The 26,383-nt window shown below is 74.4% G+C and carries 15 protein-coding genes; 5 read left to right on the top strand and 10 right to left on the bottom strand.

Annotated elements, in window-relative coordinates; all coding sequences use genetic code 11:
* From V9U70_RS29415 to V9U70_RS29400, 4 genes are all read right to left on the bottom strand, one after another.
* A partial coding sequence (locus V9U70_RS29415; RefSeq protein WP_336680217.1) for a hypothetical protein occupies positions 1 to 596 on the bottom strand: 596 nt, incomplete at its 3' end.
* Positions 597 to 947: 351 nt separating this feature from the next.
* Positions 948 to 2,054 carry a peptide chain release factor 2 gene (gene prfB / locus V9U70_RS29410; RefSeq protein ID WP_336680216.1) on the bottom strand — a complete coding sequence of 369 codons (1,107 nt, stop codon included), beginning with the start codon at positions 2,052 to 2,054 and terminating at the stop codon, positions 948 to 950.
* A 135-nt stretch (positions 2,055 to 2,189) separates the two neighbouring features.
* Positions 2,190 to 3,437: a serine/threonine-protein kinase gene (locus tag V9U70_RS29405; protein ID WP_336680215.1), complete on the bottom strand. Its 1,248-nt coding sequence runs from the start codon at positions 3,435 to 3,437 to the stop codon at positions 2,190 to 2,192.
* 145 nt (positions 3,438 to 3,582) lie between these two features.
* Positions 3,583 to 5,259 carry a serine/threonine-protein kinase gene (locus V9U70_RS29400; protein ID WP_336680213.1) on the bottom strand — a complete coding sequence of 559 codons (1,677 nt, stop codon included), beginning with the start codon at positions 5,257 to 5,259 and terminating at the stop codon, positions 3,583 to 3,585.
* 546 nt (positions 5,260 to 5,805) lie between these two features.
* Here V9U70_RS29400 and V9U70_RS29395 point away from each other — a divergent pair.
* The 5 genes from V9U70_RS29395 to V9U70_RS29375 all read left to right on the top strand — a co-directional run bounded on the left by V9U70_RS29395 (position 5,806) and on the right by V9U70_RS29375 (position 15,576).
* Complete coding sequence (locus V9U70_RS29395; protein WP_336680211.1) at positions 5,806 to 9,306, top strand: FHA domain-containing protein; 3,501 nt, start codon at positions 5,806 to 5,808, stop codon at positions 9,304 to 9,306.
* Positions 9,307 to 9,517: 211 nt separating this feature from the next.
* Entirely contained in the window at positions 9,518 to 10,882 is a 1,365-nt protein-coding gene (locus V9U70_RS29390) for an ABC transporter substrate-binding protein (RefSeq protein WP_336680209.1), read from the top strand.
* A 103-nt stretch (positions 10,883 to 10,985) separates the two neighbouring features.
* A complete protein-coding gene (locus V9U70_RS29385; protein WP_336680207.1) occupies positions 10,986 to 12,272 on the top strand; it encodes a carbohydrate ABC transporter permease in 1,287 nt (428 codons plus the stop codon).
* Complete coding sequence (locus V9U70_RS29380; protein WP_336680205.1) at positions 12,269 to 13,186, top strand: carbohydrate ABC transporter permease; 918 nt, start codon at positions 12,269 to 12,271, stop codon at positions 13,184 to 13,186. The genes V9U70_RS29385 and V9U70_RS29380 overlap by 4 nt, the downstream gene beginning before the upstream one ends.
* Before the next feature lie 161 nt (positions 13,187 to 13,347).
* Complete coding sequence (locus V9U70_RS29375) at positions 13,348 to 15,576, top strand: bifunctional glycosyltransferase/CDP-glycerol:glycerophosphate glycerophosphotransferase (RefSeq protein ID WP_336680203.1); 2,229 nt, start codon at positions 13,348 to 13,350, stop codon at positions 15,574 to 15,576.
* 22 nt (positions 15,577 to 15,598) lie between these two features.
* Here V9U70_RS29375 and V9U70_RS29370 read toward each other — a convergent pair whose 3' ends face one another.
* The 6 genes from V9U70_RS29370 to V9U70_RS29345 all read right to left on the bottom strand — a co-directional run bounded on the left by V9U70_RS29370 (position 15,599) and on the right by V9U70_RS29345 (position 26,382).
* The gene (locus V9U70_RS29370; RefSeq protein ID WP_336680200.1) at positions 15,599 to 16,741 is read right to left on the bottom strand and encodes a glycosyltransferase; all 1,143 of its coding nucleotides are present in this window, start codon (positions 16,739 to 16,741) and stop codon (positions 15,599 to 15,601) included.
* Positions 16,738 to 19,608, bottom strand: coding sequence for a bifunctional glycosyltransferase/CDP-glycerol:glycerophosphate glycerophosphotransferase (locus V9U70_RS29365; protein ID WP_336680198.1), 2,871 nt, complete (start codon positions 19,606 to 19,608; stop codon positions 16,738 to 16,740). Before V9U70_RS29365 ends, V9U70_RS29370 begins: the two co-directional genes overlap by 4 nt.
* Entirely contained in the window at positions 19,605 to 23,054 is a 3,450-nt protein-coding gene (locus tag V9U70_RS29360; RefSeq protein WP_336680196.1) for a bifunctional glycosyltransferase/CDP-glycerol:glycerophosphate glycerophosphotransferase, read from the bottom strand. Before V9U70_RS29360 ends, V9U70_RS29365 begins: the two co-directional genes overlap by 4 nt.
* Positions 23,055 to 23,298: 244 nt before the next feature.
* Positions 23,299 to 24,195 (bottom strand): TylF/MycF/NovP-related O-methyltransferase, encoded by an 897-nt coding sequence (locus V9U70_RS29355; protein ID WP_336680194.1) that lies wholly within the window; start codon positions 24,193 to 24,195, stop codon positions 23,299 to 23,301.
* 46 nt (positions 24,196 to 24,241) lie between these two features.
* Complete coding sequence (locus tag V9U70_RS29350; RefSeq protein ID WP_336680193.1) at positions 24,242 to 25,033, bottom strand: methyltransferase domain-containing protein; 792 nt, start codon at positions 25,031 to 25,033, stop codon at positions 24,242 to 24,244.
* A 161-nt stretch (positions 25,034 to 25,194) separates the two neighbouring features.
* Positions 25,195 to 26,382 carry a CDP-glycerol glycerophosphotransferase family protein gene (locus tag V9U70_RS29345; protein WP_336680191.1) on the bottom strand — a complete coding sequence of 396 codons (1,188 nt, stop codon included), beginning with the start codon at positions 26,380 to 26,382 and terminating at the stop codon, positions 25,195 to 25,197.
* Between the last annotated feature and the right edge of the window lies 1 nt (position 26,383).

The following is a 26,383-nucleotide window of genomic DNA, read 5'->3' as shown; positions in this document are numbered from 1 at the left end:
CCCGTGGTGCCCGTCGTTCCGGTCGTGCCCGTGGTGCCCGTCGTTCCCGTGGTGCCCGTCGTTCCGGTCGTGCCCGTGGTGCCCGTGGTTCCGGTCGTACCCGTGGTGCCCGTCGTGCCGGAAGTGGCGGTGCCGCCTTGGTCACCCGCGCCACCCTGGTCACCGGAACCACCCTGGTCACCCGCGCCACCCTGGTCACCGGAACCACCCTGGTCACCCGCGCCACCCTGATCGCCGGAACCACCCTGGTCACCCGCGCCACCCTGGTCACCGGAACCACCCTGGTCACCCGCGCCACCCTGATCGCCAGAGCCACCCTGGTCACCGGAACCACCCTGGTCACCCGCGCCACCCTGGTCACCGGAACCGCCCACGTCGGCTCCGCCGGCAGGGTTCGCGCCGGAGGCGCCCTCGTCAGCGCCGCCCGCCGGGTTTTCCTCGCTCAGAGGCGACGCGGTGGTGGTGAGGCCGGTGTCGCCGCCGTCGACACCGAACTCCAGTGCCTGTGCCGCGCCGGCCGCGGTCAGCGAGGCACCCGCGGCAATAACCGCACCAGCGGCTATCCGCGCGACGCGCATACGCGTCTTCTTCGTCATGTGTTGCTACCCCCAGTAGCCGATCTCGTGTCAGTGGAGCAGCGCCCTGCGGTCCGCGGCTCTGCGGGGAATCGCTTCGGATGGGCCCACGTCGCGTCGTGGTCACCCCGCCCGCCCCCGGTTCACTCCCGCCCCAGACATACGCATGCTGCTCTAGCACCCTGGCCAGAGTTAAGGATTACGTCAAGGTCATTCCGAGAACTACACCCTGATATGAGGGTTCTTGACAGCTATTCGGAAGCATGACTGTGACGCATCGGGCACCGCGCCTCTCCGGCGGGCCGCGTGTGCCGCAACGAGAGGAGGGCCCGGACAGTCGCCTGTCCGGGCCCGATCCGCCTGCTGGGGGAGCTACTTCTCGCCCTGCTTGCGCCAGCGGATGCCCGCTTCCAGGAAGCCGTCGATCTCGCCGTTGAAGACCGCTTCGGGGTTGCCGATCTCGAACTCCGTACGCAGGTCCTTGACCATCTGGTAGGGGTGAAGGACGTAGGAACGCATCTGGTTGCCCCAGGAGTTGCCGCCGTCGCCCTTGAGCGCGTCCATCTTGGCCTGCTCCTCGTGGCGGCGGCGCTCAAGGAGCTTCGCCTGGAGGACGTTCATAGCGGACGCCTTGTTCTGGATCTGCGAGCGCTCGTTCTGACAGGAGACGACGATGCCGGTCGGCAGGTGGGTCAGCCGGACCGCGGAGTCGGTGGTGTTGACGCCCTGCCCGCCGGGGCCCGAGGAGCGGTACACGTCGACGCGCAGCTCGGTTTCGTCGATCTCGATGTGGTCGGTCTTCTCGACGACCGGGAGCACCTCGACGCCCGCGAAGGACGTCTGACGGCGGCCCTGGTTGTCGAAGGGCGAGATCCGGACCAGGCGGTGGGTGCCCTGCTCGACCGAGAGGGTGCCGTAGGCGTAGGGGACCTGGACGGCGAAGGTGGTCGACTTGATGCCGGCCTCTTCGGCGTACGACGTCTCGTAGACCTCGGTCCTGTAGCCGTGCCGCTCGGCCCAGCGGATGTACATGCGCTGGAGCTTCTCGGCGAAGTCGGCCGCGTCCACGCCGCCGGCCTCGGCCCGGATGTTGACGAGCGCCTCGCGGGCGTCGTACTCGCCGGACAGGAGGGTGCGGACCTCCATCTCGTCCAGGGCCTTCTTCACCGACTCCAGCTCGGCCTCGGCCTCTGCGAGCGCGTCGGCGTCGCCCTCGTCCTCGGCGAGCTCGAAAAGGACTCCGAGATCGTCGATGCGGCCGCGCAGGGTGTCGGCCTTGCGGACCTCAGCCTGGAGATGGGAAAGCTTGCTGGTGATCTTCTGGGCTGCGTCCGGGTCGTCCCACAGGGACGGCGCCGCTGCCTGCTCCTCGAGCGCGGCGATGTCCGCCCTCAGCGCATCCAGGTCCAGGACGGCCTCGATCGACCCCATGGTCGAGGAGAGGGACTTCAGCTCTTCGGAAATATCGACGACTGCCACGGGACCAGCGTAACGGCTGGGCCGATGAAGCTCGCCCTCGCCCGCGCACCGGGCACCGGGCCGGCCCGGTGGTCCGGTGGTTCCGCGGGCCGGCCGAGGCCTCGTGAAGGCTCTCCGCAGGGCTCGCGGGGCCTGTTACGGGGCGGCCGGGGCCGAGTTCTCGCTGTCCTGGGGTGTGGGCTCCCCCCCGCCGCCGTCGGCCGCGAGCCAGCCGCCCACGGCGACGGCCCCGCACAGCGCGGCGGCGGCGATGCCGAGGGTGAGACGGCGTTTGCGGACGGCGGCCGCCTTGTTGCGGGCGGAGCCGGGCCGGGGGCGGCCCGGGGCCCGGGGGGCGCGGGCCGTGCCGAGAGGGCCTCCGGAGAGTTCGTCCGGGGCGGGGACGCGCATGCTCGTGTGGGTGTCGCGGTTGGAGTCGGGCGCGGAGCCGGGCACCAGCGGGACCGCCCCGCGGCGGCGCGGCTCCTCCGCGGCCGGGGTGTACTGCTGCTCGTCGTAGGCCGGGGGTCGCTGTTCGCTCTCCTCCGCACCGGGCTCGTCCACGTCCAGCGGGGGTATGCCGGCCAGCAGGGGGAGCAGGTCGCGCAGCCGTACGGCGAGCTCCGAGGCGCGCAGCCGGGAGGCGGGAGCCTTGGCCAGGCACTGCACGAGGAGCTGCCAGAGCTCCTCGGGGATGCCGGGGAGCGGGACGACGGTCTCGGTGACGTGGCGGCGCAGGACCGCGCCGGGGTGGCCGCCGCCGAAGGGGGTGAATCCGGCGAGGAGTTCGTAGAGCACGGTCGCCAGGGCGTAGATGTCGACGGCGGCGCGCGGCGGGAGGCCCTCGACGATCTCGGGGGCCAGGTAGTCGGGCGTGCCGATGATCTTCGTGGTCTTGGTGCGGCGCGGGGTGTCGATCAGCTTGGCGACGCCGAAGTCGGTGAGCAGGGCGGGGTGGGCGCCGCCGGGGCCGAGCGGTCCCTCCATGTCGAGCAGGATGTTCTCCGGCTTGACGTCCCGGTGGACCACTCCGGTCCTGTGCGCGGCGGCCAGTCCGTCGGCGACGTCCGCGATGATCGCGGCGGCGGCCTCGGGGGCGAGCCGGCGTTCACGGTCCAGGCGGGTGCGCAGGTCGGTGCCGCGTACCAGCGTCATGACCAGGGCGAGGTCGTTGCCGTCCACGACGAGGTCCCGGACGGCGACCACGTGCGGGTGGTCGAGTCCGAGCAGGGCGGTGCGCTCCTGCACGAAGCGGCCCACGAGCTCCTGGTCGGACGCGAGGTCCTCGCGGAGCAGCTTGATGGCGACCGGGCCCTCGGGCCCTTCGCCGAGCCACACCGTGCCGGCGCTGCCGCGCCCCAGGATCTGGTGGGCGGTGTACCGGCTGCCGATATTCCGTGCCAAGACTGCTCCCTCAGCGGCTGGCGGTGGACCCCCGGTCGACAAAGTTACGCGGCGTTCGGGGTGTCGCGTGCCCTGGATGGCGCCAAGCTCCACTTCTCCGGGGCATATCGCCCCGGAGAAGTCGACAAAGGGACGGGATGACGGGTCAGGCGCCGCTTCCGGTGCTGTCCGTGAGCTCGGAGACCCAGTCGGTGACGGTGCCGATCGCGTCGCCGATCGCCTCCCAGTAGCCCTTGCCCTGGGCGACCCAGTCCTGGAGCGGGGTCAGTTCCCAGATGAGCCAGCCGGCGATGATCAGCAGCACCACGGTGAACAGACAGCCCTTGAGGCAGCCGAGGCCGGGGATGCGCATGGGGTTGGCGCTGCGCTGCCTCGGCGGTCGCGGCTCCCTCGGCTGCCGCGGGGCGGGCTGCTGGGGCGGCGGCTGCGGAGGCGTGTACTGCTGCCGCTGGGGCTGTTGCGGCTGTTGGTAGGGCTGAGGCTGGTGCTGCTGCGGAGGCGGCTGGCGGCGCTGCGGCGGCTGCTGATGGTGTTGCGGCGGCTGGTGGCGCGGCGGGTGCTGCGGGGGCTGTTGATGCTGCGGGGGCGCCTGGCGCTGGGGGCGGCGGCGCAGCGGGTCCTGGCTCGGGTCGAGGTACTGGACCTGGGTCTGCTCGTTGCGGTCGCGGGCCGCCTGGAGCTGGGACTGCCAGGGGTGCGGGCCGTCCGGCTGCGGCGGCCCGTCGGAGCGCGGCACGGGCGGCATGACGGCGGTCGGGTCGGCGTGGCCGGGGTCCCCCTGCCCCGCGCCCCCCTGCCCCGGCGTCTGCTGGAGCACGCTGGTGGGGGCGGCGGGGTCGTACGAGCCCGCGGCGCCCGGCAGCACCTGCGTGGGGTCGGCCGCTCCCGGGGCCTCGGGGACGGCGGCGGGCGCCGGGTCGGGGGCGAGCAGGGCGCCCACCCCCTCCGCGGCCGCGATCTGGGCCGAGTTCGCGTGGACGCCGACGCCCTCGGCGACCGTACGCAGGCCGCGGGCCAGGCTCTCGGCGCTGGGCCGCCGGTCCGGGTCCTTGCTCAGGCAGCGCTCGATGACCGTCCACAGCGGTGCGGGGACGGTGCTGGGGCGACGGGGCTCCTCGCTGAGGTGGCGGTGCAGGACTTCGAGGGCGGTGCCCCCGGCGAACGGCGGGCGGCCCGTGACCAGCTCGTACAGCAGGATGCCCGCGCCGTACACGTCGACGGCGGAGGTCTGCGGGCGGCCTTCGGCGGACTCCGGCGCGACGTAGGCCGGGGTGCCGACGAACTCGTGGGTGCGGGTCAGGCCCGGGGAGTCGGCCAGGCGCGCGATGCCGAAGTCGGTGAGCATCGGGTGCATCCGGCCGTCGCGCTCGTCGAGCAGCACGTTGGCGGGCTTGAGGTCGCGGTGGACGACGCCGTCCGCGTGGCTGGCGGCGAGCGCGTCCGCGATCTGCGCGGTGAGCAGGGCGGCGGCGACCGGGGTGAGCGGGCCGTTGTCACGGAGGTAGCGGTGCAGGTCGGGGCCGTCGACCAGGTCCATCACCAGGGCGAGGAGATCGCCCTCGACGACGAGGTCACGGGTGCGCACGATGTTGGGGTGCGTGAGCCGCAGCAGCACCGAGCGCTCCCGCAGGAACCGCATCACGACGTCGGCGTCGTTGGCCAGCTCTTCCTTGAGGACCTTGATCGCCACGGTCTCGCCGGGCTGGCCCGCGACGGCTGCCTCGGCGCCCGCGGTCTCCCGCTGGCGGGCTCGCCAGACGGTGCCCGTGGCGCCGCGTCCGAGCGGCTCCTCGAGCAGGTACTTGCTGCCTACCGGCCGCACGTCATGCGCTCCCTGCTGATCGTGGTGCTTGCGGTCCCCCCGGCCCGCCCGGATGTTCCGGCCCACTCTAGTGCCGCCGAAAGGCGCACCGGAGGGGCGCGGTTCGGGGAGAAGACGCGCGAACCGGGCGAGAGGTTGCCGCCCGGTCCCCGCAGGTCGGTCTCAGGTAGGTCACGGACAGCTCTGATCGGCGTACGGGCGCGTCCCCACCTGCCCGGCGACCATCGCACAGGTGTGCCCCTACTGCTCGGTACAGGGCAGGCGATTCCCCGCCAAGACCCTCCGAGCGGCGGTATCCGGACGCAAGCAGGCACTTTTGCGCCCACAGCCGACCATTCAAGATCATTTAAAGGTGACCGTCGGGCGTGTTGTCGGCGGCAGGTGCAAGGATGCCTCCAGCACGAATCCGCGAGCTCTTGAGTCTCGCGGTCCGTGACGACCTGTACGGACGACGTGTCCGTGCCGGGTGGGGAACCGTGCCGGGTGGGGGGCATCACAGGGCGCTCCCCTGCCGGGCACCCCGCGCAGAAGGGACCGCCGACGGCGATGCAGATCCGGCTGACCGTCCTCGCGCCGCGCAGCGGCCAGACCCCGGCGCGCACCTGTGACGTGCTCGTCACCGCCCCCGCCGGCACGGCCCTGGCGGCCGTCGCCTCCTCGCTGGCCTCCGCCGTGTCGGGCCCCGACAGCTCCCAGGGCGGCGGGGCGGTGGTGCTCTTCGCGGGACGGGAGAGGCTGGACGCGCACCGCATCGCGCTGGGGGAGCCGCCTCTGGTGGACGGCGCGGTGCTCTCGCTCCAGGTCCCCGGCGAGGACGAGGTGACGGACGACCCCGTCCCCGCCCAGCTGCACGTGGTCGCCGGGCCGGACGCGGGCGGGGTCCACCTGCTGCACGGCGGGCAGATCCGCATCGGCCGCTCCGCCGACGCGGACGTCCCGCTCGACGACCCGGACGTGTCCCGGCTGCACTGCGCGGTGACGGTCTCCGAGGACGGCCGGGTCTCGGTCGCCGACCTCGGTTCTACGAACGGCACCTCGCTGGACGGCGTCGAGGTGCGGGACCGGCCGGTCCGCCTCGCCCCCGGCGCGCTGCTGCGGCTCGGCGAATCGACCCTCCGGCTCACGGCGGGCTCCCCCGCGGCGACGCTGCCGACCGCCCCGGACGGCGAGGGGCACCTGCGAGTGCCCCGCGCCGACGCGGAGCGGCCCGCCCCGGCCCACGCCCCCGGCCCGCCCAGCGCCGCCCACCGCCACGGCGCCCCCGGGGCGGCCCCCGCACACGGCCTGCCCTCCCCCGCGGCCCATGACGCCCCCTGGCCGGAGCAGGGCGACGCCGCGCCGGACACAGGACCTGAGCACGGCGCCCACGCCCGCGGCGAGCAGTTCGACACCGTCCGGGCGCCCCGGCGCGGGATAGGCGCCTGGGCCCGGCGGCTCACGGGCGGCAGAGGCGAGCAGTCGGCCCCGGAGCGCCGCGGAGCGGCGCGTCAGCCCGGCCGGCCGCACACCCCCGACGACCTCCACGGCCCCCCGGCGCCCGGCGACCCGGACGACCCCAGAGGCGGCTGGGACGGCTCCTCTGCCGCCGGGGCCGGGCGCCTGGCGTCCCCCGCCTCCCCGCTCGCGCCCTTCTCCGCCGTGCCGTCCGCGCCCGCGGGCACCTGGCCGGACCCGGCGGCCGTGCTGCTCACCGCGCTCGGCCCCGGGCCCCGGCTGTGGGAGCGCCACGCGGGGCACCCGGAGGCGTTGGTGATGCGGCTGGGGACGACGGACCGGGCCGAGGTGCCCGGCGTCCCGGTGACCGTGGGGCTGCGGGAGGCCGGATCGCTGGGGCTGACCGGCCCGCGCGCCCGGCTGGCGGGGCTGGCCCGCTCCGCGGTGGCGCAGCTCGCGGCGCTGCACTCCCCGTTCGACCTGGAGATCGTCCTCCTCAGCACGGACCGCTCCCGCACCCTGGAGGAGCGGCGACGGGAGTGGGCCTGGCTCGGGTGGCTGCCGCATCTGCGTCCCCTGCACGGACAGGACTGCCGGCTGCTCCTCGGTTACGACCACGAGCAGGCGACCGCCCGTACGGCGGAGCTGGTGCGCCGCCTCGACGAGGGCCCGCTCGGCCCCGACTGGCCCCATCTGGACCGGGCCGCGGTGGCCGCCGCCGCCCGCGAGCACACGGGTCCGCACACGGTGGTCGTCCTGGACGGCGACCCCGGTACGGCCGCGCTGCGCGAGGCCACGGCCCGGCTGGCCGGAGCCGGGGCGGCGGCCGGCATCCATCTGATCTGCCTGGCCGAGACCCCGGCCGCCTCTCCCACGTCCCCGGTGGCCGCGACGTACGAGGCCGCCTGCCGGGCCTCCGTCGCCTTCCGCGAGTGCGGGGCGGTCGCGATGCTGAGCGGCGACGTCGCCACGGCGTTGCGCCTGCTGCGCACCGCGGGCGGGCAGGCCGCGGGGCACGGCACGGTCGCCGCGGTCGACGCGGTGTCGGCGGCCTGGGCCGAGCGGTTCGGGCGGGCCCTGGCCCCCCTGCGCGAGGAGGGCTCGGCCGTGCTGGCGGGCCGGCCGACGACCGCTGCGCTGCCGCCGTCCGCCCGGCTGCTGGACGAGCTGGGCCTGGCCCGCGCCACTCCGGCCTCCCTCATGGCCCGTTGGGCGTCCACGGCGGAGGCCCAGCCGGGCGCCTCGACGCCCCGGGGGCCGGCGGCGCCCCCGGGGCGTACGGACGGGGACGGGCCCGGTTCCGGCCGCACGCTCAGCGCGGGGCCCCGCATCGGCCCGCAGCGCACGGCCGTCTCCTCCCCGCACCCCCACGACTCCGGCCGCACGCCGTATCCGGCCGCGGGCGCCCACGACCCGGACCGCGTGCCGCGTCCCGCCGTGGACCCCCACGACTCCGGCCGCACGCCGTATCCGGGGGTGTGGCGCTCCGGGAGCGACGGGCGTCCCGGGGCGGGGCAGCGGACCGGCGAGCAGGAGTGCGGGGCCCCGGCCGCCGCCCCGCACGCCGGGCGGCCGGTCCTCGTGCTCGGCGCGGGCCCCCACGGCGCGCTCAGCGTCGATCTCGCCGACGAGGGGCCGCACATGCTGATCGAGGGACCGCCGGGCAGCGGCCGTACGGAGCTGCTCCGGGCCGTCGCCGCGTCCCTCGCCTCCGCGGCCCGGCCCGACCGGCTCGGCATCCTGCTCGTCGACGGTTCCGGCGGCGAGCACGGGGAGCGCGGCGAGGGGCTGCTCCCCTGTACGGAGCTGCCGCACGCCTTCACGCACCTGGTGGCGTCCGACCCGGTCCGGATGCGGGAGTTCGCCCAGGCGCTGGGCGGTGAGCTGAAACGGCGCGCCGAGCTGCTCGGCGACCTGGACTTCGCCGCCTGGCACGAGCGGCACGCCCGGCAGGAGGCGCCCCAGCGGGTCGTGGGGCCGCGGTCGCCGAGCGGCGCGGAGCGGCGGGGCGACCTGGAGTCCCCGGCCAGCGGCGCCCTGCGGCTGCGCCCCGCCGCGCGGGCCGAGACGCCGGGGCCGCCCCCGCTGCCCCGCCTCGTCGTCCTCGCCGACGACTTCGACGCCCTGGTCGCCCCGGCGCTCGGCAGCCCCGGCCGGCCCGGCGCCGGCTCGGTGGTGCGGGCGCTGGAGGCGGTGGCCCGGGACGGCGGGCGGCTCGGGGTCCACCTGGTCGCCACCTCCGCACGCCCCGACCGCACGGAGGACACCGATCTGGCCCGGGGCGCCCGGCTGCGCGTCGTGCTGGACGCACCGGTGCTGCCGCCCTCCCCGGACGAGCCCGCTCCGGGGCGCGGCAGGCTCGGGCATCCGGACGGCCGGGTGACGCCGTTCCAGGGTGGCCGGGTCACCGGCCGCATCCCCCGGACGGCGACGCTCCGGCCGACCGTCGTCCCGCTGGAGTGGGAGCGGATGGGTGATCCGCCGACCCGGCGGCCGGTCAGGGAGCTGGGCAACGGGCCGACGGACCTGGCCCTGCTCGCCAGCGCCCTGGAGCGCGCGGCGCGTTCGGTGAACGCAGAGCCGCTGCCCGCCCTCGTCCCCTTCCCGACCTGACCTCCCCCGTCCCGGCTTCCCGCTCCGGCCGGCTGCGCCCCGTCCCCCGCCGCCAGTGGCTGACGCGACGTCACGAGGGCATCACGATCACCGTGTTGAGTACTCCGCCGGTATTGCGGGGCCCGTGCGCCCGGCGTAGGACTGTGCGCACGAACGACGCAGCCCGGCCAGGCGAACGTGACCGGGCGCGTAGAAGAGAGACGGGGCAGGAATGCGCACAACCCTTCGGATACGCAGGGCCGCACTCGTTCTCACGGCGGTCGGCGCTCTGGCGCTCACCGGCTGCGGGGGCGACGGCGACGACAGCAAGGCGACGGGCGACGGCTCCGGGAAGGGCGCGGACGGCGCGCCCACCGTCACGTTACCGAAACTGGACGGCGAGAGCGTCTCGGTCGCCGCGGTCTGGACGGGGCCCGAGCAGGCCAACTTCACCAAGGTGCTGGACGAGTTCGAGAAGCGTACGGGCGCGAGCGTCAGCTTCGTCCCCGCGCAGGACCCGATCGTCAACTTCCTGGGGACGAAGATCAAGGGCCAGGAGCCGCCGGACGTGGCGATGATCCCGCAGGTCGGCGCGGTGCAGCAGGCGGTGGCGAAGAAGTGGGCGAAACCGGTCGGCCCCGAGGCGCGGGCCCAGCTCGAGCAGAACTACGCGCAGGTCTGGCAGGACCTCGGCGCGGTGGACGGCACCCAGTACGGCGTGTATTTCAAGGCCGCCAACAAGTCGCTGATCTGGTACAACGCCGCCGCGTTCGACAACGCCGGGGCGAGTGAGCCGAAGACGTGGAAGGACTTCCTGACCACCGCGGAGACCGTCTCCGCCTCCGGCGTCACCCCGGTCTCCGTGGCCGGCGCGGACGGCTGGACGCTGACCGACTGGTTCGAGAACGTCTACCTCTCCCAGGCGGGCCCCGAGAAGTACGACCAGCTGGCGCGCCACGGGATCCCGTGGACGGACCCGTCCGTGAAGGACGCGCTGACCACGCTGGCCGAGTTGTTCGGCCGGCCCGAACTGATCGCGGGCGGGGCGGACGGGGCTTTGCAGACGGAGTTCCCGACGTCGGTGACGCAGACGTTCACCGGGGGCGACCAGCCCAAGGGCGCGATGGTCTTCGAGGGGGACTTCGTCTCCGTCAACATCGCGCAGACCGAGGCGGAGATCGGCACGGACGCCAAGGTGTTCCCGTTCCCGGCGGTCGGCGGGGAGGCGCCCGTGGTGACCGGCGGCGACGCGGCCATCGCGTTGACGGAGACCAAGGGCGCGCAGGCGCTGCTGACCTGGCTGGCCTCCGCCGACGCCGCGAGGATCTGGGCGGAAGCGGGCGGGTTCATCTCCCCGAACAAGGGCCTGGATCTGAGCGCGTACCCGAACGACGTGCAGCGCACCATGGCCGAGGCGCTCGTCCAGGCCGGCGACGACGTCCGGTTCGACATGTCCGACCAGGCCCCGCAGTCGTTCGGCGGGACGCCCGGGAAGGGCGAGTGGAAGATCCTCCAGGACTTCTTGAAGAACCCGGAGGACATCGCGGGAACCCAGGAGCAGCTGGAGTCCGCGGCGGTCAAGGCGTACAAGAGCTGACGCGGTGACGACAGCGACCGCGGGGGGCGCCGGCCCGGTGCCCCCCGCCGACGACACGAGTCCGCACCCGCCGCCGTCCCGGCCGAAGAGGCCCCGCCGGGGGGTGACGGGCACCCGCAGGGCCGTCGCGGCGGTCTTCCTGCTGCCCGCGCTGGTGCTCCTCGGCGCACTGGTGCTCTATCCGATCGGGTACTCGGTCTACCGGTCGTTCCTCGACCAGGCCGGCACGGGCTTCGCCGGGATCGACAACTACCGGGCCCTGTTCACCGACAGGACCATCGTCACGGCGGTGAAGAACAACGCCATCTGGGTGGTCCTTGGCCCGACGGTCGCCACCGCGCTGGGGCTGATCTTCGCGGTTCTGACCGAACGCATCCGCTGGGGCACCGCGTTCAAGCTGATCGTCTTCATGCCGATGGCGATCTCGATGCTCGCGGCGGGCATCATCTTCCGGCTGGTGTACGACCAGGCGCCCGAGCGCGGCGTCGCCAACGCCGTCGCGGTGGGGGTGCACGACACGTTCTCCGAGGCCGCCGGGTTCCCCAAGGCGCGCCCGCTGCCCGTGCACCCTTTCACGGCGGACGGCGACGGAGACTTCGTGTCCAAGCAGCCGATCCGCGCGGGCGAGCCGGTGCGCGTACCGCTGGTCGGCGTGGCCCCGGCGAAGATGCCGGGCGACGCACGGCCGGCCGACGGGGCCCCGGCGGCGTCCGGGGGCGAGATCACCGGCACCGCCTGGCTGGACTTCACCCGGGGCGGCGGCGGCAAGCCCAACGTCGTCGACCCGCGGGAGCTGGGCCTGAAGGGGCTCACGGTCCAGGCGGTACGGGACGGCGAGGTCGTCGCCACCGCGACGGCCGGGGCGGACGGGGTGTTCACCCTGCCCGCGTCGGCGGACGGAGCGCATCTTCGTCTGCCCGCGGACAACTTCCGGGAGCCGTACAACGGCGTCGACTGGCTCGGCCCCTCCTTGGTGACGCCCGCCATCATCGGCAGCTACGTGTGGATGTGGGCCGGGTTCGCCATGGTTCTGATCGCCGCGGGCCTGGCGGGCCTGCCGCGCGAGCTGCTGGAGGCGGCGCGGGTGGACGGCGCCAACGAGTGGCAGGTGTTCCGCCGGATCACCGTCCCGCTGCTGGCGCCGGTCCTGGCGGTGGTCCTGGTGACGCTGATGATCAACGTGCTGAAGGTCTTCGACCTGGTGTTCATCATCGCCCCGGGCTCTTCGCAGGACGACGCGAACGTGCTGGCGCTCCAGCTGTACCGGTCCTCGTTCGGCACGGACGCGGACCTGGGGGTCGGAAGCGCCATCGCGGTGCTTCTGCTGCTGCTGGTGATCCCGGTGATGCTGGTCAACATCCGGCGTATCCGGAAGGAGGGACGCCGATGAGCACGCGTGGGACACGCCCCCCGAGGGCGCGGGCGAAGCGAGCGCCAGAGCCGCTCCGCGCGAAGCCGTCCCTGGCCGTGCGGGTCGCCGCACGCGCCGGCGGCGGAGTCCTGCGGGTCGTCCTGATCCTGGTGGCCCTGTTCTGGCTGATGCCGACGATCGGCCTGCTCCTCTCCTCGCTGCGGGGACCCCAGGACATCGCGGCGACCGGCTGGTGGACGGTCCTCACCGCTCCGTCCGAGCTGACCTTCGACAACTACCGGCGCCTCCTGGACGACCCGACGATCACCGGCTCGCTCATGAGCACGGTCATGATCACCGTGCCGTCCACCGTGCTGGTGGTGGTGATCGGCTCGCTCGCCGGATACGCCTTCGCCTGGATGGAGTTCCCCGGACGCGACTGGTGGTTCCTGCTCGTCGTCGGGTTGCTGGTGGTGCCGGTGCAGGTCGCTCTGATCCCGGTCTCCGAGCTCTTCGGCGCCATCGGGCTCTTCGAGACGACGCTCGGGGTGGTGCTGTTCCACACGGCCTTCGGGCTGCCGTTCGCGATCTTCCTGCTGCGGAACTTCTTCGCGGAGATCCCGCGCGAGCTGCTGGAGGCCGCCCGGCTCGACGGGGCGGGCGAGCTCCGGCTGTTCACGCGGGTCGTGATGCCGCTGGGCGGTCCGGCGATCGCCTCGCTCGGGATCTTCCAGTTCCTGTGGGTGTGGAACGACATGCTGGTGGCGCTGATCTTCGCGGACTCCGGGTCGCCGCCGATCACCGTGGCGCTGCAACAGCAGGTGCGCCAGTTCGGCAACAACATCGACGTCCTGGCCCCCGGCGCGTTCGTGTCGATGGTGATCCCGCTGGCGGTGTTCTTCGCCTTCCAGCGGCAGTTCGTCTCCGGCGTCATGGCGGGCGCCGTCAAATAGCACCCGCCGTACGGCCGTACGTCAACCAGGAGCGGCCCGGTTCCCCGGAACCGGGCCGCTTCGCCGCGTACGTCCCCCGAATGCCACGCCCGGCGTAACCCTGTCATTCCATCCGACGTTTGCGGGCCACCTGGTCCCCGCGAACGACCCATGGATGTGTAGTGCCCCGGTTCACCGTCATCGTGCCCGCGTTCCGGGTCCAGGCGTATCTGCCCGCCTGTCTGGACTCCGTGCTGAGCCAGTCGTTCAAGGACTTCGAGATCATCGTGGTCGACGACTGCTCGCCCGACTCCTGCGGGCCGATCGCCGACGACTACGCCCGCCGGGACCCCCGCGTCAGCGTGCTGCACCTGCCCGGCAACGCCGGTCTCGGTCCGGCCCGCAACGCCGGGATGGAGCGCGCCGACGGCGACTACCTGGTCTTCCTGGACGGCGACGACACCCTCCTGCCCCACGCGCTCCAGGTCATCGCCGACCGGCTCGGGGCCACCGGCGAACCCGACGTCCTGATGTACGACTACGCCCGGACGTACTGGTCGGGCCGGAGTGTGCGCAACGTCCTGGCGGCCCACCTCGACGAGAGCGGCCCCGCCCGCTTCCGGCTCGCCGACCGCCCCGAGCTGCTGCGGCTCCTCATGGTCGTCTGGAACAAGGCCTACCGCCGCGCGTTCGTCGAGGCAGAGGGGTTCACGTTCCCTCCCGGCTACTACGAGGACACCCCCTGGACCTATCCGGTGCTGATGTCCGCCGGGTCGATCGCGGTCCTGGACGCGGTCTGCGTCTCCTACCGCCAGCGGCGGCGCGGCAACATCCTCTCCACCACCAGCGAGAAGCACTTCGACGTCTTCGACCAGTACGACCGGGTCTTCGCGTTCATCGACTCCCGGCCCGGGCTGGCCCGGTGGCGGCCGGTGCTGTTCCGCCGGATGCTCGACCACTACGCGGCCCTCTTCTCCTCCCCGGACCGGCTGCCGCCCCCCAGCCGCGCCGCCTTCTTCCGCCGGGCGGCCGCCTCCTGCCGCCGCCATCACGCCCCCGGAGCGCCGGTGCCCCCGCGCACCGTGCTGCGGCACGGTCTGATGCGGCTCGGCGCGCGGCGCACCTACCGGGCGCTGTCCGGCGCCCGGCGGCTGCGCGGACGGCTGCGGCGGGGCTCTGCGGCCGCCCGCCGGGCGGTGCTGGGCGCGGCGCTGCGGGCGCACTACCTGATCCAGTCGCGGCTGCCGCTGCGGCCCCGGGACGCGGTGTTCGCCACCCGGGGGCACCGGGGCTGCACGGGCAGCCCCGCGGCGGTCGAGGCGAAGGCCCGTGAGCTGGTGCCCGGGCTCCGGACGGTCTGGCTCTGCCGCCCCGCCGACGCCCGCACCGTGCCGACCGGGGCCCGGCACGTGGCGCCCGGCTCCTTCGGGTACTGGACGGCGCTGGCCCGCTCCACGTATCTGGTGAGCGACGCCGCCCTCGACCGCCGACTGGTCAAACGCCGCGGTCAGATCCGGCTCCAGACCCATGACGGCACACCGCTGGGGAGCGTGGGCACCGATCTCCTGGACCGGCCGGCCGCCGCCCGCGGCACCGACTTCGAGCAACTGCTGCGCGACGCCGACACCTGGGACTTCGCCCTGTCCGCGAACCCGCACTCCACCCTCGTACGGGAGCGGGCCTACCCCGCCGCCTACACGACGCTGGAGTACGGGTCCCCGCGCAACGACGTGTACCACCGCACCCGGCCGGCGGACAGGGCCCGGCTGCGCGAGACGCTGGGCGTCCCGGAGGGCACGACGGCCCTGCTGTACGTCCCGGCGCACCGCGACTACCGGCGTGTCCAGCGGCCCGCGCTGGATCTGGAGCGGCTGATCCGGGTCCTGGGGCCGCGGTTCGTGATCCTGGCCCGCGACCTGCCCCCCGCGGCCGCCGTGGCGGGCGGGCACGTCCCGCATCCCGGCGTCATCGACGTCAGCGGGCATCCGTCGGTCGAGACGACGGCGCTCGCGTCGGACGGGCTGATCACGGACTACGCGCCGGTGATGTTCGACTACGTCAACCTGGACCGGCCGGTGGTGCTGCATCTCCAGGACGTCGAGGCGTACGAGGCGGCCCGGGGCACGTACTTCGACATCGCCTCCTTCCCGCCCGGCCTCATCGCGCGCAGCCAGGAGGAGTTGTCCGGTCTCCTCGCGGACGGCCGCTGGGACGGCTCCCGCTCGGCGCGGCTGCGGGCCGCCTTCCGGGAGCGGTTCTGCCCGCACGACGACGGGTACGCCGCCGAGCGCGTGGTGCGCCGGGTCTTCCTCGGGGAGACGGGCGGGCTGCCGTTGCCGGCGCCGTACGCGGCGCGGCGGACGCCGGCCCTGCCGGAACAGGAGCAGCCCGGGACCCGCGTCAGGGGCTGAGCGCGGGCCGGCCGGCCCGCGCTCAGCGCTCCAGGAGCGCGAACAGCTCCTCCCAGCGGCGCAGGACCTCAGGCTCGGAGAACCGCTGGACGCCGGAGCGGGCCCGGTCCCCCATCGCGTCGCGCAGCCGGGGGTTGCCGGTCAGCCGGAGCAGCCGGTCGGCGAGGGCGGCGACGTCCCCGGCGGGGGCCAGGAGTCCGTCCTCGCCCTCCCGGACGATCTCGCGGACCCCGGGGGCGCAGTCGAACGCCGCGCAGGGCAGTCCGGCGGCCATCGCCTCCAGCAGCGCGAGCGGGAAGCCCTCGCCGCGGGAGGACTGGACGAAGACGGAGGCGTCCGCGAGGGCCCCGTCCACGTCGTCGGTGCACCCCATCCACTCCACCGAGCCGTCGAGGCCGAGGGCGGTGCAGCGGGCCTTCAGCTCGTCCTCGTCCTCGCCCGCCCCGTACACGCGCAGCCGCCAGTCGGGGCGGTGGGGGGCGAGCAGGGCCCAGGCGTCCAGGAGCAGGTCGATGCCCTTCTGGTCGCTGAGCCGGCCGATGCTCACGACGGTCCGCGCGGTGCGGGGGGAGGGCTGCGCGGGGAGGCGGGAGAGGGCGTTGGGCAGGAAGCCGACGTTGTTCATGCCCTCGCCCGCCCACTGGTCGGCGTCCTCCTGCGTGAGGACGAGCCAGTGGTCGAGGTCCTTGTAGTGGTTCTTGATCCAGCGGTAGCGGTGGCTCGCGCGGGAGTAGGCGTAGGACTCGTGGCTCATCCCGATGACCCGCGCCCCGGCGGTGTCCGCCTGCCCGACCCATTCCATCGCCCACACCTGGGTGACGAGGACCACTGCTCGGGGGCGGGCGGCGGCGAAGAGCTGCGAGAGCCGTCCGACCGCCTGCCGCTGCGCCGCCGCGCGGGCCGCTTCCCGTCGCCGGGCGGGGACGCGGAAGCGGTCGCGGAGCCCGCAGGGGGCCCAGGGGGTCGGCGGGTGGGCCGGATAGAGGGCGGTGACGGGGTAGGGGGGCCGCTCGGGCAGCGCCATCTTCCGGTCGGAGGCGTGGACGCCGATGACGTGGACCCGGTGGCCGTGCTCGGTGAAGAGCCGGGCGGTCTGGTGCGTCCAGGCGGTGACGCCGCCGAGCTCGTCGGTGCTGTTGGAGACGATGAAGACGTCGCGGCTCATCGGCCGGCCCCCCGCTGCTGGATGCTGGTGTGTCCGCCGAAGACGGCGGCGACGGCCCGGCGCGCCGCGTCGCCCCGGTCGTAGGCCCCGAACTCCTCGGCGAACGCCCGTCGCCGGTCGGCGTGCCGGGTGTCGGACTTCTTCAGCTCCGCCAGGGCGGCGAAGAGTTCGTCGTGGGTCTCGACCACCGGCCCGGGGGCCTTCTCCCGCAGGTCGAAGTAGCTGCCGCGCTCGGTTGTGTACGCGTCGAGGTCGGGGGCGAACAGCACGACGGGCCGGTCGAGCAGCGCGAAGTCGAACATGATGGAGGAGTAGTCGGTGACCAGGACGTCGGTCAGGGCGAGGAGTTCGCTGACGTCGTGGTGGCGCGAGACGTCGACGACGGTCCCGGGCGGGCAGAGGGGCAGCCGGGCGGTCTGAAGGTAGTGCGCCCGGACGAGCAGGGTGTGGGTGTCCCCGAAGCGTGCGGCGAACTCCTGCACGTCCAGCAGGAGCCGGCGCCTGCGTCCCCTGCCGGGCCCGCCGCGGAAGGTCGGCGCGTACAGGACCGTCTTCCTGTGGTCGTCCAGACCGAGCGCCGCGGCGAGCGGCGGGCGCGGCAGCCGCCCCTCCGCCTCCGCGCGGGCGCGCTCCGCGACCAGGGCGTCGTTGCGCGGGTAGCCGGTGCGCAGGAGTCGTTCCTCGGGAATCCGGTAGGCGCGGGCGAGGGTCCTCACGTCGTGCTCGGAGCGGACGAGGAAGTGGTCGAAGCGGTGCACGGACCGCTGGAGCCGCTCGCGCAGCGGGGCGTTCTGGAGCCGTACTCGGGTCTCGTCGAAACCCATCCGCTTGTACGCGGAGCCGTGCCAGGTCTGGAGGTACGTCGTGTGTCCGGGCTTGCGCAGCGCCTGGGGGAAGCCCTGGTTGTCGACCCAGTACTCGGCGCGGGCCAGCGCCCACAGGTAGCGCCAGGACCAGCGGCGCACGAGCCGGGCGTCGGCCGGGAAGCCTTCCGGGGAGCCGTCGTGGGACCAGGTGGCGCGCAGCCGCAGGCCCTGGCGGCGGATCTCCTCGTGCAGGGCGCGCGGGCTGTCGCCGTAGCAGAGGCCCATGTGGCTCTCGAAGACGACGGAGCCCCGGCGCACGGGGAGCCGGGTGAGCCAGGTGTTGTACGCGGTGGTCTTGAAGCTCCGGGAGCGGTAGCGCTCCAGCCGCCTGCCCAGGGCGCGGGCGAGGCCCCTGGCCTTGCGGGCGGGCCGGAAGCAGGTGGCGTAGCGGACGAGGCGGCGGGTGGTGCGGGCCGGGCGGCGGCGGGCGGTCAGCCGGAGGGCGAGGTGGTCCTTCAGCGTGACGTAGGGCTCCCAGGTGTCCCCGGCGAGCCGCCCGAGCCGGGGCCGGGCGCGCAGGCCGCCGGCGTCGGCGGTGAGGTCCTGAGGGGCGAACAGGTCGCTGACACAGCGGGGCCCGTGGGGTCCGCCGGCCTGGACGGTCAGCCGCGCGTCCCAGGCGGTGTCGCGTACGCCGAGGGGGCGCAGGAGGCGCGTGACGTCGACGCGCGCCCGCCACGTGATCCCGGTCGTCCCCTGCCGTACCTCCGCCACGGGGAACACGACGGCGCGCGCCCCGCCGCGGGCGCGGAACTCCAGGGTGGCGGCGAGGGGCGTGTCGGAGGCGGGCCCGCTGTGGCCGGGCAGCACGAGGCGGCCTTCGAGCGCCAGGCGGCCGGCGTCGACGGTGCAGCGGGTGAGCCGGTTCATCAGCCGCAGTTCGCCGAACGGGCGGTGGTGATAGCCGAGTTCGGTGACGTCCACGGCGGCCTCCGGGCTCTCCGCGCCGTCCTCTGCCACCCAGTGGACCCGGCCGTCCGCACGCGTCACCAGGGACGCGCACACGGTGGCGGGCCGGCTCAGCGCGTAGGCCGCCGCGAGGGCCCCCTCCGCGTCGCCCCGGGCCAGCAGGGTCACCGCGACCCGCTCCAGGGGCGGCAGGTCCGGTGGGGCGGGGGAGGCCAGGACGCGGGCTGCTACGGCGGCGACCCGCGCGCGGCGGGCGGCGGGCAGCCGGGGGAAGGCGCGGACCAGCGGCACCAGGTGGTCGCGCGCGAACGCCCGCTCCCGCTCCCCGTGCAGCTCGGGCAGCCCGCGGGCGAGGAGGGTGTTGGCGACCCGGCCGTGTGCCTCGGCCAGGGCGGCGAGGTCGCGGGCCCGGTCCGGGGCGGCCCTGCCGGTCACGATCAGCCGGCGCAGCAGGGCGATCCGGCCGACCGCCGCGGCGGCGAGCGGGCCGAACAGGATCTCGCTGTGGGCCAGATCCTCCTCGTATCGCAGGCCGTGCCGTGCGACGGCCTCGCGGCGCAGGCAGAAGCCGGTCACCAGGGCGTCCCGGACGACCAGTTCGGGGCTCTGGGTGAAGCGTGTGAGGGTGCGGGAGCGGGCGTACAGCTCGTCCTGCCAGGGCGGCTCGTGCTCCTTGGTCCCCGCCTCGGCGCATGCGCTCCAGCGGCCGGCGACCAGGTCGGCGCGGCTGCGCTCGCCGGCCTGCCAGAGGTTGCGGCAGGCGTGCCGCTGGAGCCGTTCGCCGGTGGACAGCACCAGGACGTAGCGGCCCGCCGCCGCGTCGAGGCCCGCGTTGCGCAGGGCTCCGGTGGTGCGGGCGGCCGGGTCGGCGTGGAGCAGGCGCACCCGGTCCGGGGCGCCGTCGGCCAGGGTGCGGGCGGCCTCGCGGGTGGGCGCGTCGGCGCCGGCGGCGAGGACGACGACGGCCTCCGCGGCGCGCAGCGACTGGCCGAGCACGGAGGCGGCGGAGTCGCGCAGGGCGCCGGCGGCGCCGCCCCGCGGGCAGCCCTCGTCCATCCCGCCCGCGGTGATCACACAGCTGAAGTCGCTCACGACTGCTCCCCCTTGAGCATCCGGTCGACGACGCGCGCGGAGGCGGTCCCGTCGTCGAGGTCGCAGAACTCCGCCCGGAAGCGTTCGTACGCCTCCCGGTGCCCGGCCGTGGCGGCCTCCAGGTCGCGCAGGGCGGCGACGACGCCGGCGGAGTCGGGGACGAGGGGCCCGGGGGCGCGGTCCTCGAAGTCGAAGCAGAAGCCGCGCAGGGTGTCGCGGTAGTGCGCCAGGTCGTGGGTGTGGAAGAGCATCGGCCGGCCGGTCTGCGCGAAGTCGAAGAGGACGGAGGAGTAGTCGGTGACCAGGACGTCGCTGATGAGGAGCAGTTCGGCGACGTCCGGGTGGCGCGAGACGTCGCGGACGGCGGCGGTGTCCGGGACGCTGCCGCCGACGAGGTAGTGGCGGCGGACCAGCAGGACGTGGTCCTCCCCGAGGGCCTCGCCGACCTGTTGCGGGTCGAGGGGGAGGTCGAGCCCGTAGCGGCCTGCCCGCTTGGGCCGGTCCTCGCGCCAGGTGGGGGCGTACAGGACGACGCGCTGCCCTTGGGGGATCGCCAGCCGCTCACGCACCTCGGCGGCGATCGCGTCCCGGTCGGGGGCGTACAGCAGGTCGTTGCGCGGGTAGCCGCACTCCAGCACCTCGCCCGAGTGGCCGAAGGCGCGGCGCAGGACGGGGGTGGAGAAGCTGTTCGGGGAGACCAGCACGCTCCACTGGGCGGCGCGCCGCTCCATGGAGGCCATGTACGCGGTGTCGGCGCAGGGCGTTCCCGCGAGGTCGCGGCCGATGCGCTTGAGCGGGGCGCCGTGCCAGGTCTGGACGACGCACTGGCCCTCGGACCGCTCGAACCACTCGGGCAGGTGGGTGTTGGTGACGATCCACCGGCTGCGGGCCAGCGCCTCGTACCACTGGGAGCTGTGCAGGGCGACGGGGCGGACCCCGTCGGGCACGGTCGCCTGCTGGTCGCGCACTGCCCAGAGGTGTTCGACGTCCGGACCGGAAGACCCTTGGCGTCGGGTGAGTTCGCGGTGGATCGCGCGGGGCGAGTCGGAGTACTGCCGCCCGTCGAAGCTGGAGTAGAGGACGGCCTGGCGCGGTTCACCGGTGGCCGTGCGCGCCGTGGCGTACCGCTCGCGCAGGAGGCGCTGCCCGTACGCTCCCCGTTCGGCGGCCGGGAGGGCGCTGCCCGACTCCAGGACGAGGTGGTCGTGGTGGCGGCGCTGGAGGGTGAAGTCCCGTCCGCCGGCGCGCTGCCGGCACGGGAGCGCGCCGTGCCGGGCGGTGCTCAGCCGCAGGGGCCGGTACGCCTGCGGGTCCCGCTCCCCCGGCTCCCGCAGGAACAGGTGCCAGCGCCCCTCTGCCAGGGGGAGCGGGCCCCCGGGCCCGTCGACGGCGGCGGGCGTGATCACGGCGCGGAAGCCGGCCCCGTCGCCCCGCTCCAGGGGCAGGGCGGCCTCCTCGTGGTGGCCGCTGTGGCGCAGGACCAGTTCGTGGCCGGCGCCGGCCGGCACCGGGAACTCCCCCGCCAGCGCCAGCTCCCCGCTGTCCTTCGTCCACCGGGCGCAGGTGACGACCGGCTGCACGGCCCGGTCGGTGAGCACGAGGTCGCCGGACGGGTTCGGGGCCGCGCACAGCTCGCGGCCGTCGGGGAGCGGATAGCGCCCGTCCTCGGCGTCGGTCCGCGCGGCAACGGTCAGCGGGCCTCCCTCGCCGACGAGTTGGACGGCCCAGATGTCGTCCTGGCCCCGGAAGGAGCTGAGGGGGATCTCGGCGACCCGTGAGCCGAGCGAGCCGCGCAGCGCGAACTCACGGGTCTCCTTGGTCCGCCACTCGGTGAGCCGCAGGGCGACCGGTCCGGCGTCGCCGATGACCTTCACGGTCAGCCGCAGGGCGTCCCCGGCCGCCGCCTGCCCGGTCAGCACGGCGTTGACGCGCTCGGTGCGCAGGTGCAGCTTGTCGCCGGACAGGACGGGGACGATCCGGGTCCGCTCGTCGATGTACGTCACGGCGGGCGGGGCCGGCGTGCCGGTCAGCCGCATGGGCCCCCGGCGCGGCCGGCCCGCGCCGACCACGACGGCCTCCAGCTTCCAGGTGGTCCGTCCGGTCCCCTTGGCCGCCGGCGTGCGCGGGTCCACGACGGCCTCGAAGCCGGCGCGCTCGTAGCGGTGCAGCTCGCCGCCGGAGCGGGCCGTGGCCTCGTCGCCGGGGACCGTGCGCGTCCGCAGCGGGATCAGCCGCTTCCCGGCGCGCAGGTACGTCAGCCGCACCGGGCCGCCGGGGGCGTTGCGGACGTAGGCGTACCCGGTCAGGCGCAGCAGCCCGTCCCGCCAGACGGCTTCGGTGAGGTGGGCGTGGACGGGCAGGTCGGCGGGGGCGAGCGCGGTCGTGGCGGGCGGCAGCGGGGCGCGTACGGCGGGGTGGCAGGCGCGGGGGCGGAGCCGTCCGCGCACCCAAAAGACGTCCCGGCCCCTCGTCTCGTCGGCGAGGAGACCGAGGAGTTCGGCGAGCCGGCGTTCGCGGATCAGCTGCCACTTGACCCGCAGGTGCAGGGGCAGTCCGGTCAGGACGGCGGGTTCCACGGAGGTGGCGAACCGGCCCGCGTGGTCGAGGAAGGCCTCGTGGAACTCCGCGTCCCCGTCCCGGAGCGCCTCGATGAACAGCCACAGGTCGCCGGAGAGGGCGTGCGCGTCGTAGCGGCGCCTGGCGTCGGCCAGGCCCCGGTCGGCGAGGAAGCGGCTGACGGCGGTGACGGCGGTGACCCGGTCCCGGATGCCGCGTGGCACCGCTCGGCGGGTGGTGATGGAGCCGTCCCGGTCGCGCCAGTGGTAGACGGGCTCGTCGACGACGTCGACCGAGCGGGCCAGGAAGTGGGCGGGCAGGACGACGGCGATGTCCTCGTACAGCACGCCGGTCGGGAAGGCGAAGGCGTGCTCGTCCCAGAAGGAGCGGCGAAACACCTTGTTGCAGGCGATGCGGTCGCCGAGCAGCACCCAGTCCCGGGTGACGTGGGTGGCGGTGCGGGCCTTCGCCATCGGCTTGCGGAACATCGGGGACTGTTCGAGGTCTCCGTTCTGCCGCAGCCGCAGGACGTTGCCGGTGGCGAAGTCGGAGCCGGAGCGGTCCAGCGCGTCCAGCATGCGCGCGTACGCGCCGGGCGGGACGACGTCGTCGCTGTCGACGAACGTCAGGAACCGCGCGTCGGGGGAGGCCTCGCGGACCCCGGCGTTGCGGGCGGCGCCGAGCCCGGCGTTCTCCTGCCGGACCAGCCGGAAGCGGGGGTCGCGGTCCGCGAACTCCTGGGCGATGAGCGGACCGTCGTCCGTGGAGCCGTCGTCGACGAGCACGACCTCCAGGTCCGGCATGGTCTGTTCGGCGAGCGAGGTCAGGCAGGCACCGAGGTAGTCCTCGACGTTGTAGAGGGGGACGACGACGGTGAGACGGGGGGCCATCGCGGCGCACGATCCTTCCGGGCGGACGACATCAGGGGCGGTGGGCGTCAAGAGGCCCCGGGCTCACGGAAGGTGAAGGGCGCCGTGGGGGCCACGGGGTACAACCCGTCTCGCGGGCCCCGGTCACCCGAGGGGAGCCGTTCGGGTGACGCCGGAAGGATGCCTGACGCGGTCCCGGGGCGCGCGGACGACGAGCCCCGTACCGCCGAGGGCACGGGGCTCGTCGTCGCGGGCAGGACGCGCGTCAGGGTTTGACGGCGATCCGGCCCTCGTCCATGCGCAGCAGCAGCAGCCGCTCGCCGGTCTTGTCGAGGAACTCGTCGACCGCCTGCCGCGAGCCCTGCCAGTAGCCGTAGTCGTCGATCAGGAGGACCCCGCCGCTGACCAACCGGGAGTACAGGTGCTCCAGTTCGTGCTGCGTGGAGGCGTACCAGTCGGTGTCAAGGCGCAGGATCGAGATCTGCTCCGGGGCCTGCCCGGGGACCGTGTCCTCGACCCGGCCCCGCACGTAGTGCACGCGCTCAGGCGGGTAGGGGACCTGCTCGAACCCCGCCTTGACGTCCTCCAGCGAGGCGACCGCCCAGATCGGCCGGTCCTTGCCCTGGGCGTCCAGCAGCTCCTGCGCCGGGCGGCCGTCGCGCCGCAGGTCCTCCGCGGTGGGCGGCGTCATGCCCTCGTAGGTGTCGAAGAGGTACAGCTCGCGTTCGGTGTCCCCGACGGACAACAGGGTGCGGGCGCAGGCCTGCATGGAGCCGCCGCGCCAGACGCCGCATTCGACGATGGCTCCGGGGATGGCGTGGCGGGCGACGTGACGGGTGGCGAGGATGAAGGCGTTGAGCCGCTCCGGCGAGGTCATCGAGTACGGCTTGACCGCCCGGATGATGTCCTTCGCCTCGTCGTCGTAGTCCTCCGGGAAGACGAGGGCGGGCTTCGGCTTCGCCTTCTGCGCCGTCGCGGAGGGGGAGGGAGCGGGGTCGGGTGCGGGCGCTGCGGCCGGAGCCGGCGCGAGGCCGGCCGGGGCCGTGCGGGCGGCGGGCACCGTGACGCGCCTGAGCTGGTATCCGGTGAGCTGCTGAAGGACGCCGTTGACGGCGTTGCGCCAAGCCATGCTGCGGGACAGTACGCGCGGTTTGCGCCGCATGTCATCTTTCGTCAACCTGCCATTGATCCCGCCGGCGCGCTCGCCCTCAGCCGCCCGGCTCGGTACGCGCGGGCTTGCGTTCCGGCGCACGGGCCACCACGGGGGCCTGCTCCGGTACGGGGCTCTGTTCCGGTACCGCGGTGGGCTCTGGCCTGCCGCATCGCTCGCGCCCGTCCACCGGCCGGGGCAGCGGGACCCCGTCCACGCCGCCGGCCCGGTTGGCCCACCACACCGCCAGCTCCCGGACGGCGAACATCGTGAGCCGGGGGTAGCGCCGCGGTTTGCGGAAGACGCCGACGGAGTCGCCCCAGTAGGCCGCCGCTCGGTCGATGGCCCGGTAGTCGTGCCAGATGCCCTTGAGGGGCGGGAAGTCGGTGTAGGCCTCGCGCAGTTCCAGGCGGGCGTGCGCGGCGAGCGCGCGGAAGCCGTCGGGGTAGTAGCGCCAGCAGTCCTGGGCGTCGTGGACGTGGCCGCGGGAGGGTGCGGTGATGAAGGCGTGGCCGCCCGGCTTGAGGACCCGGGCGATCTCCAGCATCGTCGCCCAGAAGAACGGGATGTGCTCGAACGCCTGACCGGAGAGGACGAGGTCGGCGCTGTTGGAGCGGGCGGGGATGCGGTACGGCTTCGCCATCACCGCGTCCACGTTGGGGCCCTCCCGCACATCGACCCCGCAGTAGTCGACGGGGTGGCCGGCCAGCAGGGAGCGGTGGGTGCGGGACTGGTGGCCGGAGATGCGGGAGCCGAGGTCGACGACGCGGTAGCGGCCGGTCGCGGGCCCCTCGGCGGGCAGGTACTCCTTGACGCAGAGTTCCATCTGCTCGTAGGCGGACCGGTGCATGGGCGTCTCCCGACATCGGGGGTGGATGGGCTGCCGGGCACAACGACCGTGCCGGGCTCAGGAGTCGGCGGCCCGCGGCCACCCTCGGCCACTCGGGTCACCCCCGCCCGCCCCACCGCGCCTGCCCGCACCCCGGCTCGCCGGAGGCCTGCGGCGAGTCCTCAGCCCGCCCCGTCGAAGAACCGCCGGACCACCCGTTCCGCCGCGCGCCCGTCGTCGTACGGGCAGAACCGCGCCCGGAACGCCGCGCGCAGCGCCGCGGCGCCCGGGGACCGCCACTCCCCGCTCCGGAAGGCCTCGACCAGCTCGTCCGGGGTGGTGGCGACAGTGCCGGGCGTGTCACCCGGGCGGCCGGAAAGCAGGTCGAAGTAGGTCCCGCGGGCGGCCCGGTAGGCGCCCCAGTCGGGCGCGTACGTGACGATCGGGCGGTCGAGGCAGGCGTAGTCGAACGTCAGGGAGGAGTAGTCGCCGATCAACGCGTCGGCGGCCAGGCACAGTTCCTCGACCCGGGGGTGCGCCGTGACGTCGAGCACCTGCCCCTCTCGCGCCCCGCCCCCCTCGGCAAAGCGCCCGTAGAAGTAGTGGGCGCGCACCAACAGCACGTAGGCGGGGCCCAGTTCACGGGCCAGTCGCCCCGGATCGAGGTCGGGCACGAAGCCGGTGCGGTAGTCGCGGTGGGTCGGGGCGTACAGCAGGACGGTCCGCCCCTCCGCGATGCCCAGGCGGGCACGGACGCGCGCGATGTCCTCGGCGGTGGCGGTGAAGTAGACGTCGTTGCGCGGGTAGCCGAGGTTCAGGTGCTCGTACGGCTCACCGTCGGGCGGAGCGGGGTAGACCCGGTCCCAGACCTCGGTGCTGTGCGGGTTGGCGGAGAGGCTGAAGTCCCACTGTCGGACGTGGGCGGCGAGCTTGCCGAAGTCGGTCTTCCGGGCGAGTGCGGGGTAGCGGCGCTGGTCCAGGCCCATGGTCTTGAGCGGGGTCCCGTGGTGCGTCTGGAGATAGCGCTGGCCGGGGCGCTTGGTGAAACCGCCGGGGAAGCTGGAGTTGTTGACCAGGTAGGTGGCGGTGGCCATGGCCCGCCAGTAGGGGCGCGAGCCCTCGATGACGTACGGCACGCCCGGGGGCATCCGGTCGCGGTGCCGGGAGGAGACGGCCCACACCCCCCTGATGTGCGGGGCCAGTTCGCGGGCCTTGGCGTGGACGGCGGCCGGGTTGCAGGCGACGCCCCGGTTCCAGTACGCCCCGTAGACCGCGAGGCCGGGGTCGAGCGGACGGCGCAGGTCGGTGCGGTAGAGGGCCCGCATGACCTGCCCGCGGACGAACCGCTTCACGGAAGCTCTGGTGGGCATG

Source organism: Streptomyces pratensis, from assembly GCF_037137275.1.
Taxonomy (GTDB): Bacteria; Actinomycetota; Actinomycetes; order Streptomycetales; family Streptomycetaceae; genus Streptomyces; species Streptomyces pratensis_B.
This window is presented reverse-complemented; position numbering and strand designations above follow the sequence as displayed.

Bases quoted from the DNA above. Each gene is read 5' to 3' on its own strand.
- V9U70_RS29395 (WP_336680211.1), top strand. From the start codon at position 5,806: ATGCAGATCCGGCTGACCGTCCTCGCGCCGCGCAGCGGCCAGACCCCG.
- V9U70_RS29390 (WP_336680209.1), top strand. From the start codon at position 9,518: ATGCGCACAACCCTTCGGATACGCAGGGCCGCACTCGTTCTCACGGCG.
- V9U70_RS29380 (WP_336680205.1), top strand. From the start codon at position 12,269: ATGAGCACGCGTGGGACACGCCCCCCGAGGGCGCGGGCGAAGCGAGCG.
- V9U70_RS29370 (WP_336680200.1), bottom strand. From the start codon at position 16,741: ATGAGCCGCGACGTCTTCATCGTCTCCAACAGCACCGACGAGCTCGGC.
- V9U70_RS29360 (WP_336680196.1), bottom strand. From the start codon at position 23,054: ATGGCCCCCCGTCTCACCGTCGTCGTCCCCCTCTACAACGTCGAGGAC.
- V9U70_RS29355 (WP_336680194.1), bottom strand. From the start codon at position 24,195: ATGCGGCGCAAACCGCGCGTACTGTCCCGCAGCATGGCTTGGCGCAAC.
- V9U70_RS29350 (WP_336680193.1), bottom strand. From the start codon at position 25,033: ATGCACCGGTCCGCCTACGAGCAGATGGAACTCTGCGTCAAGGAGTAC.
- V9U70_RS29345 (WP_336680191.1), bottom strand. From the start codon at position 26,382: ATGCCCACCAGAGCTTCCGTGAAGCGGTTCGTCCGCGGGCAGGTCATG.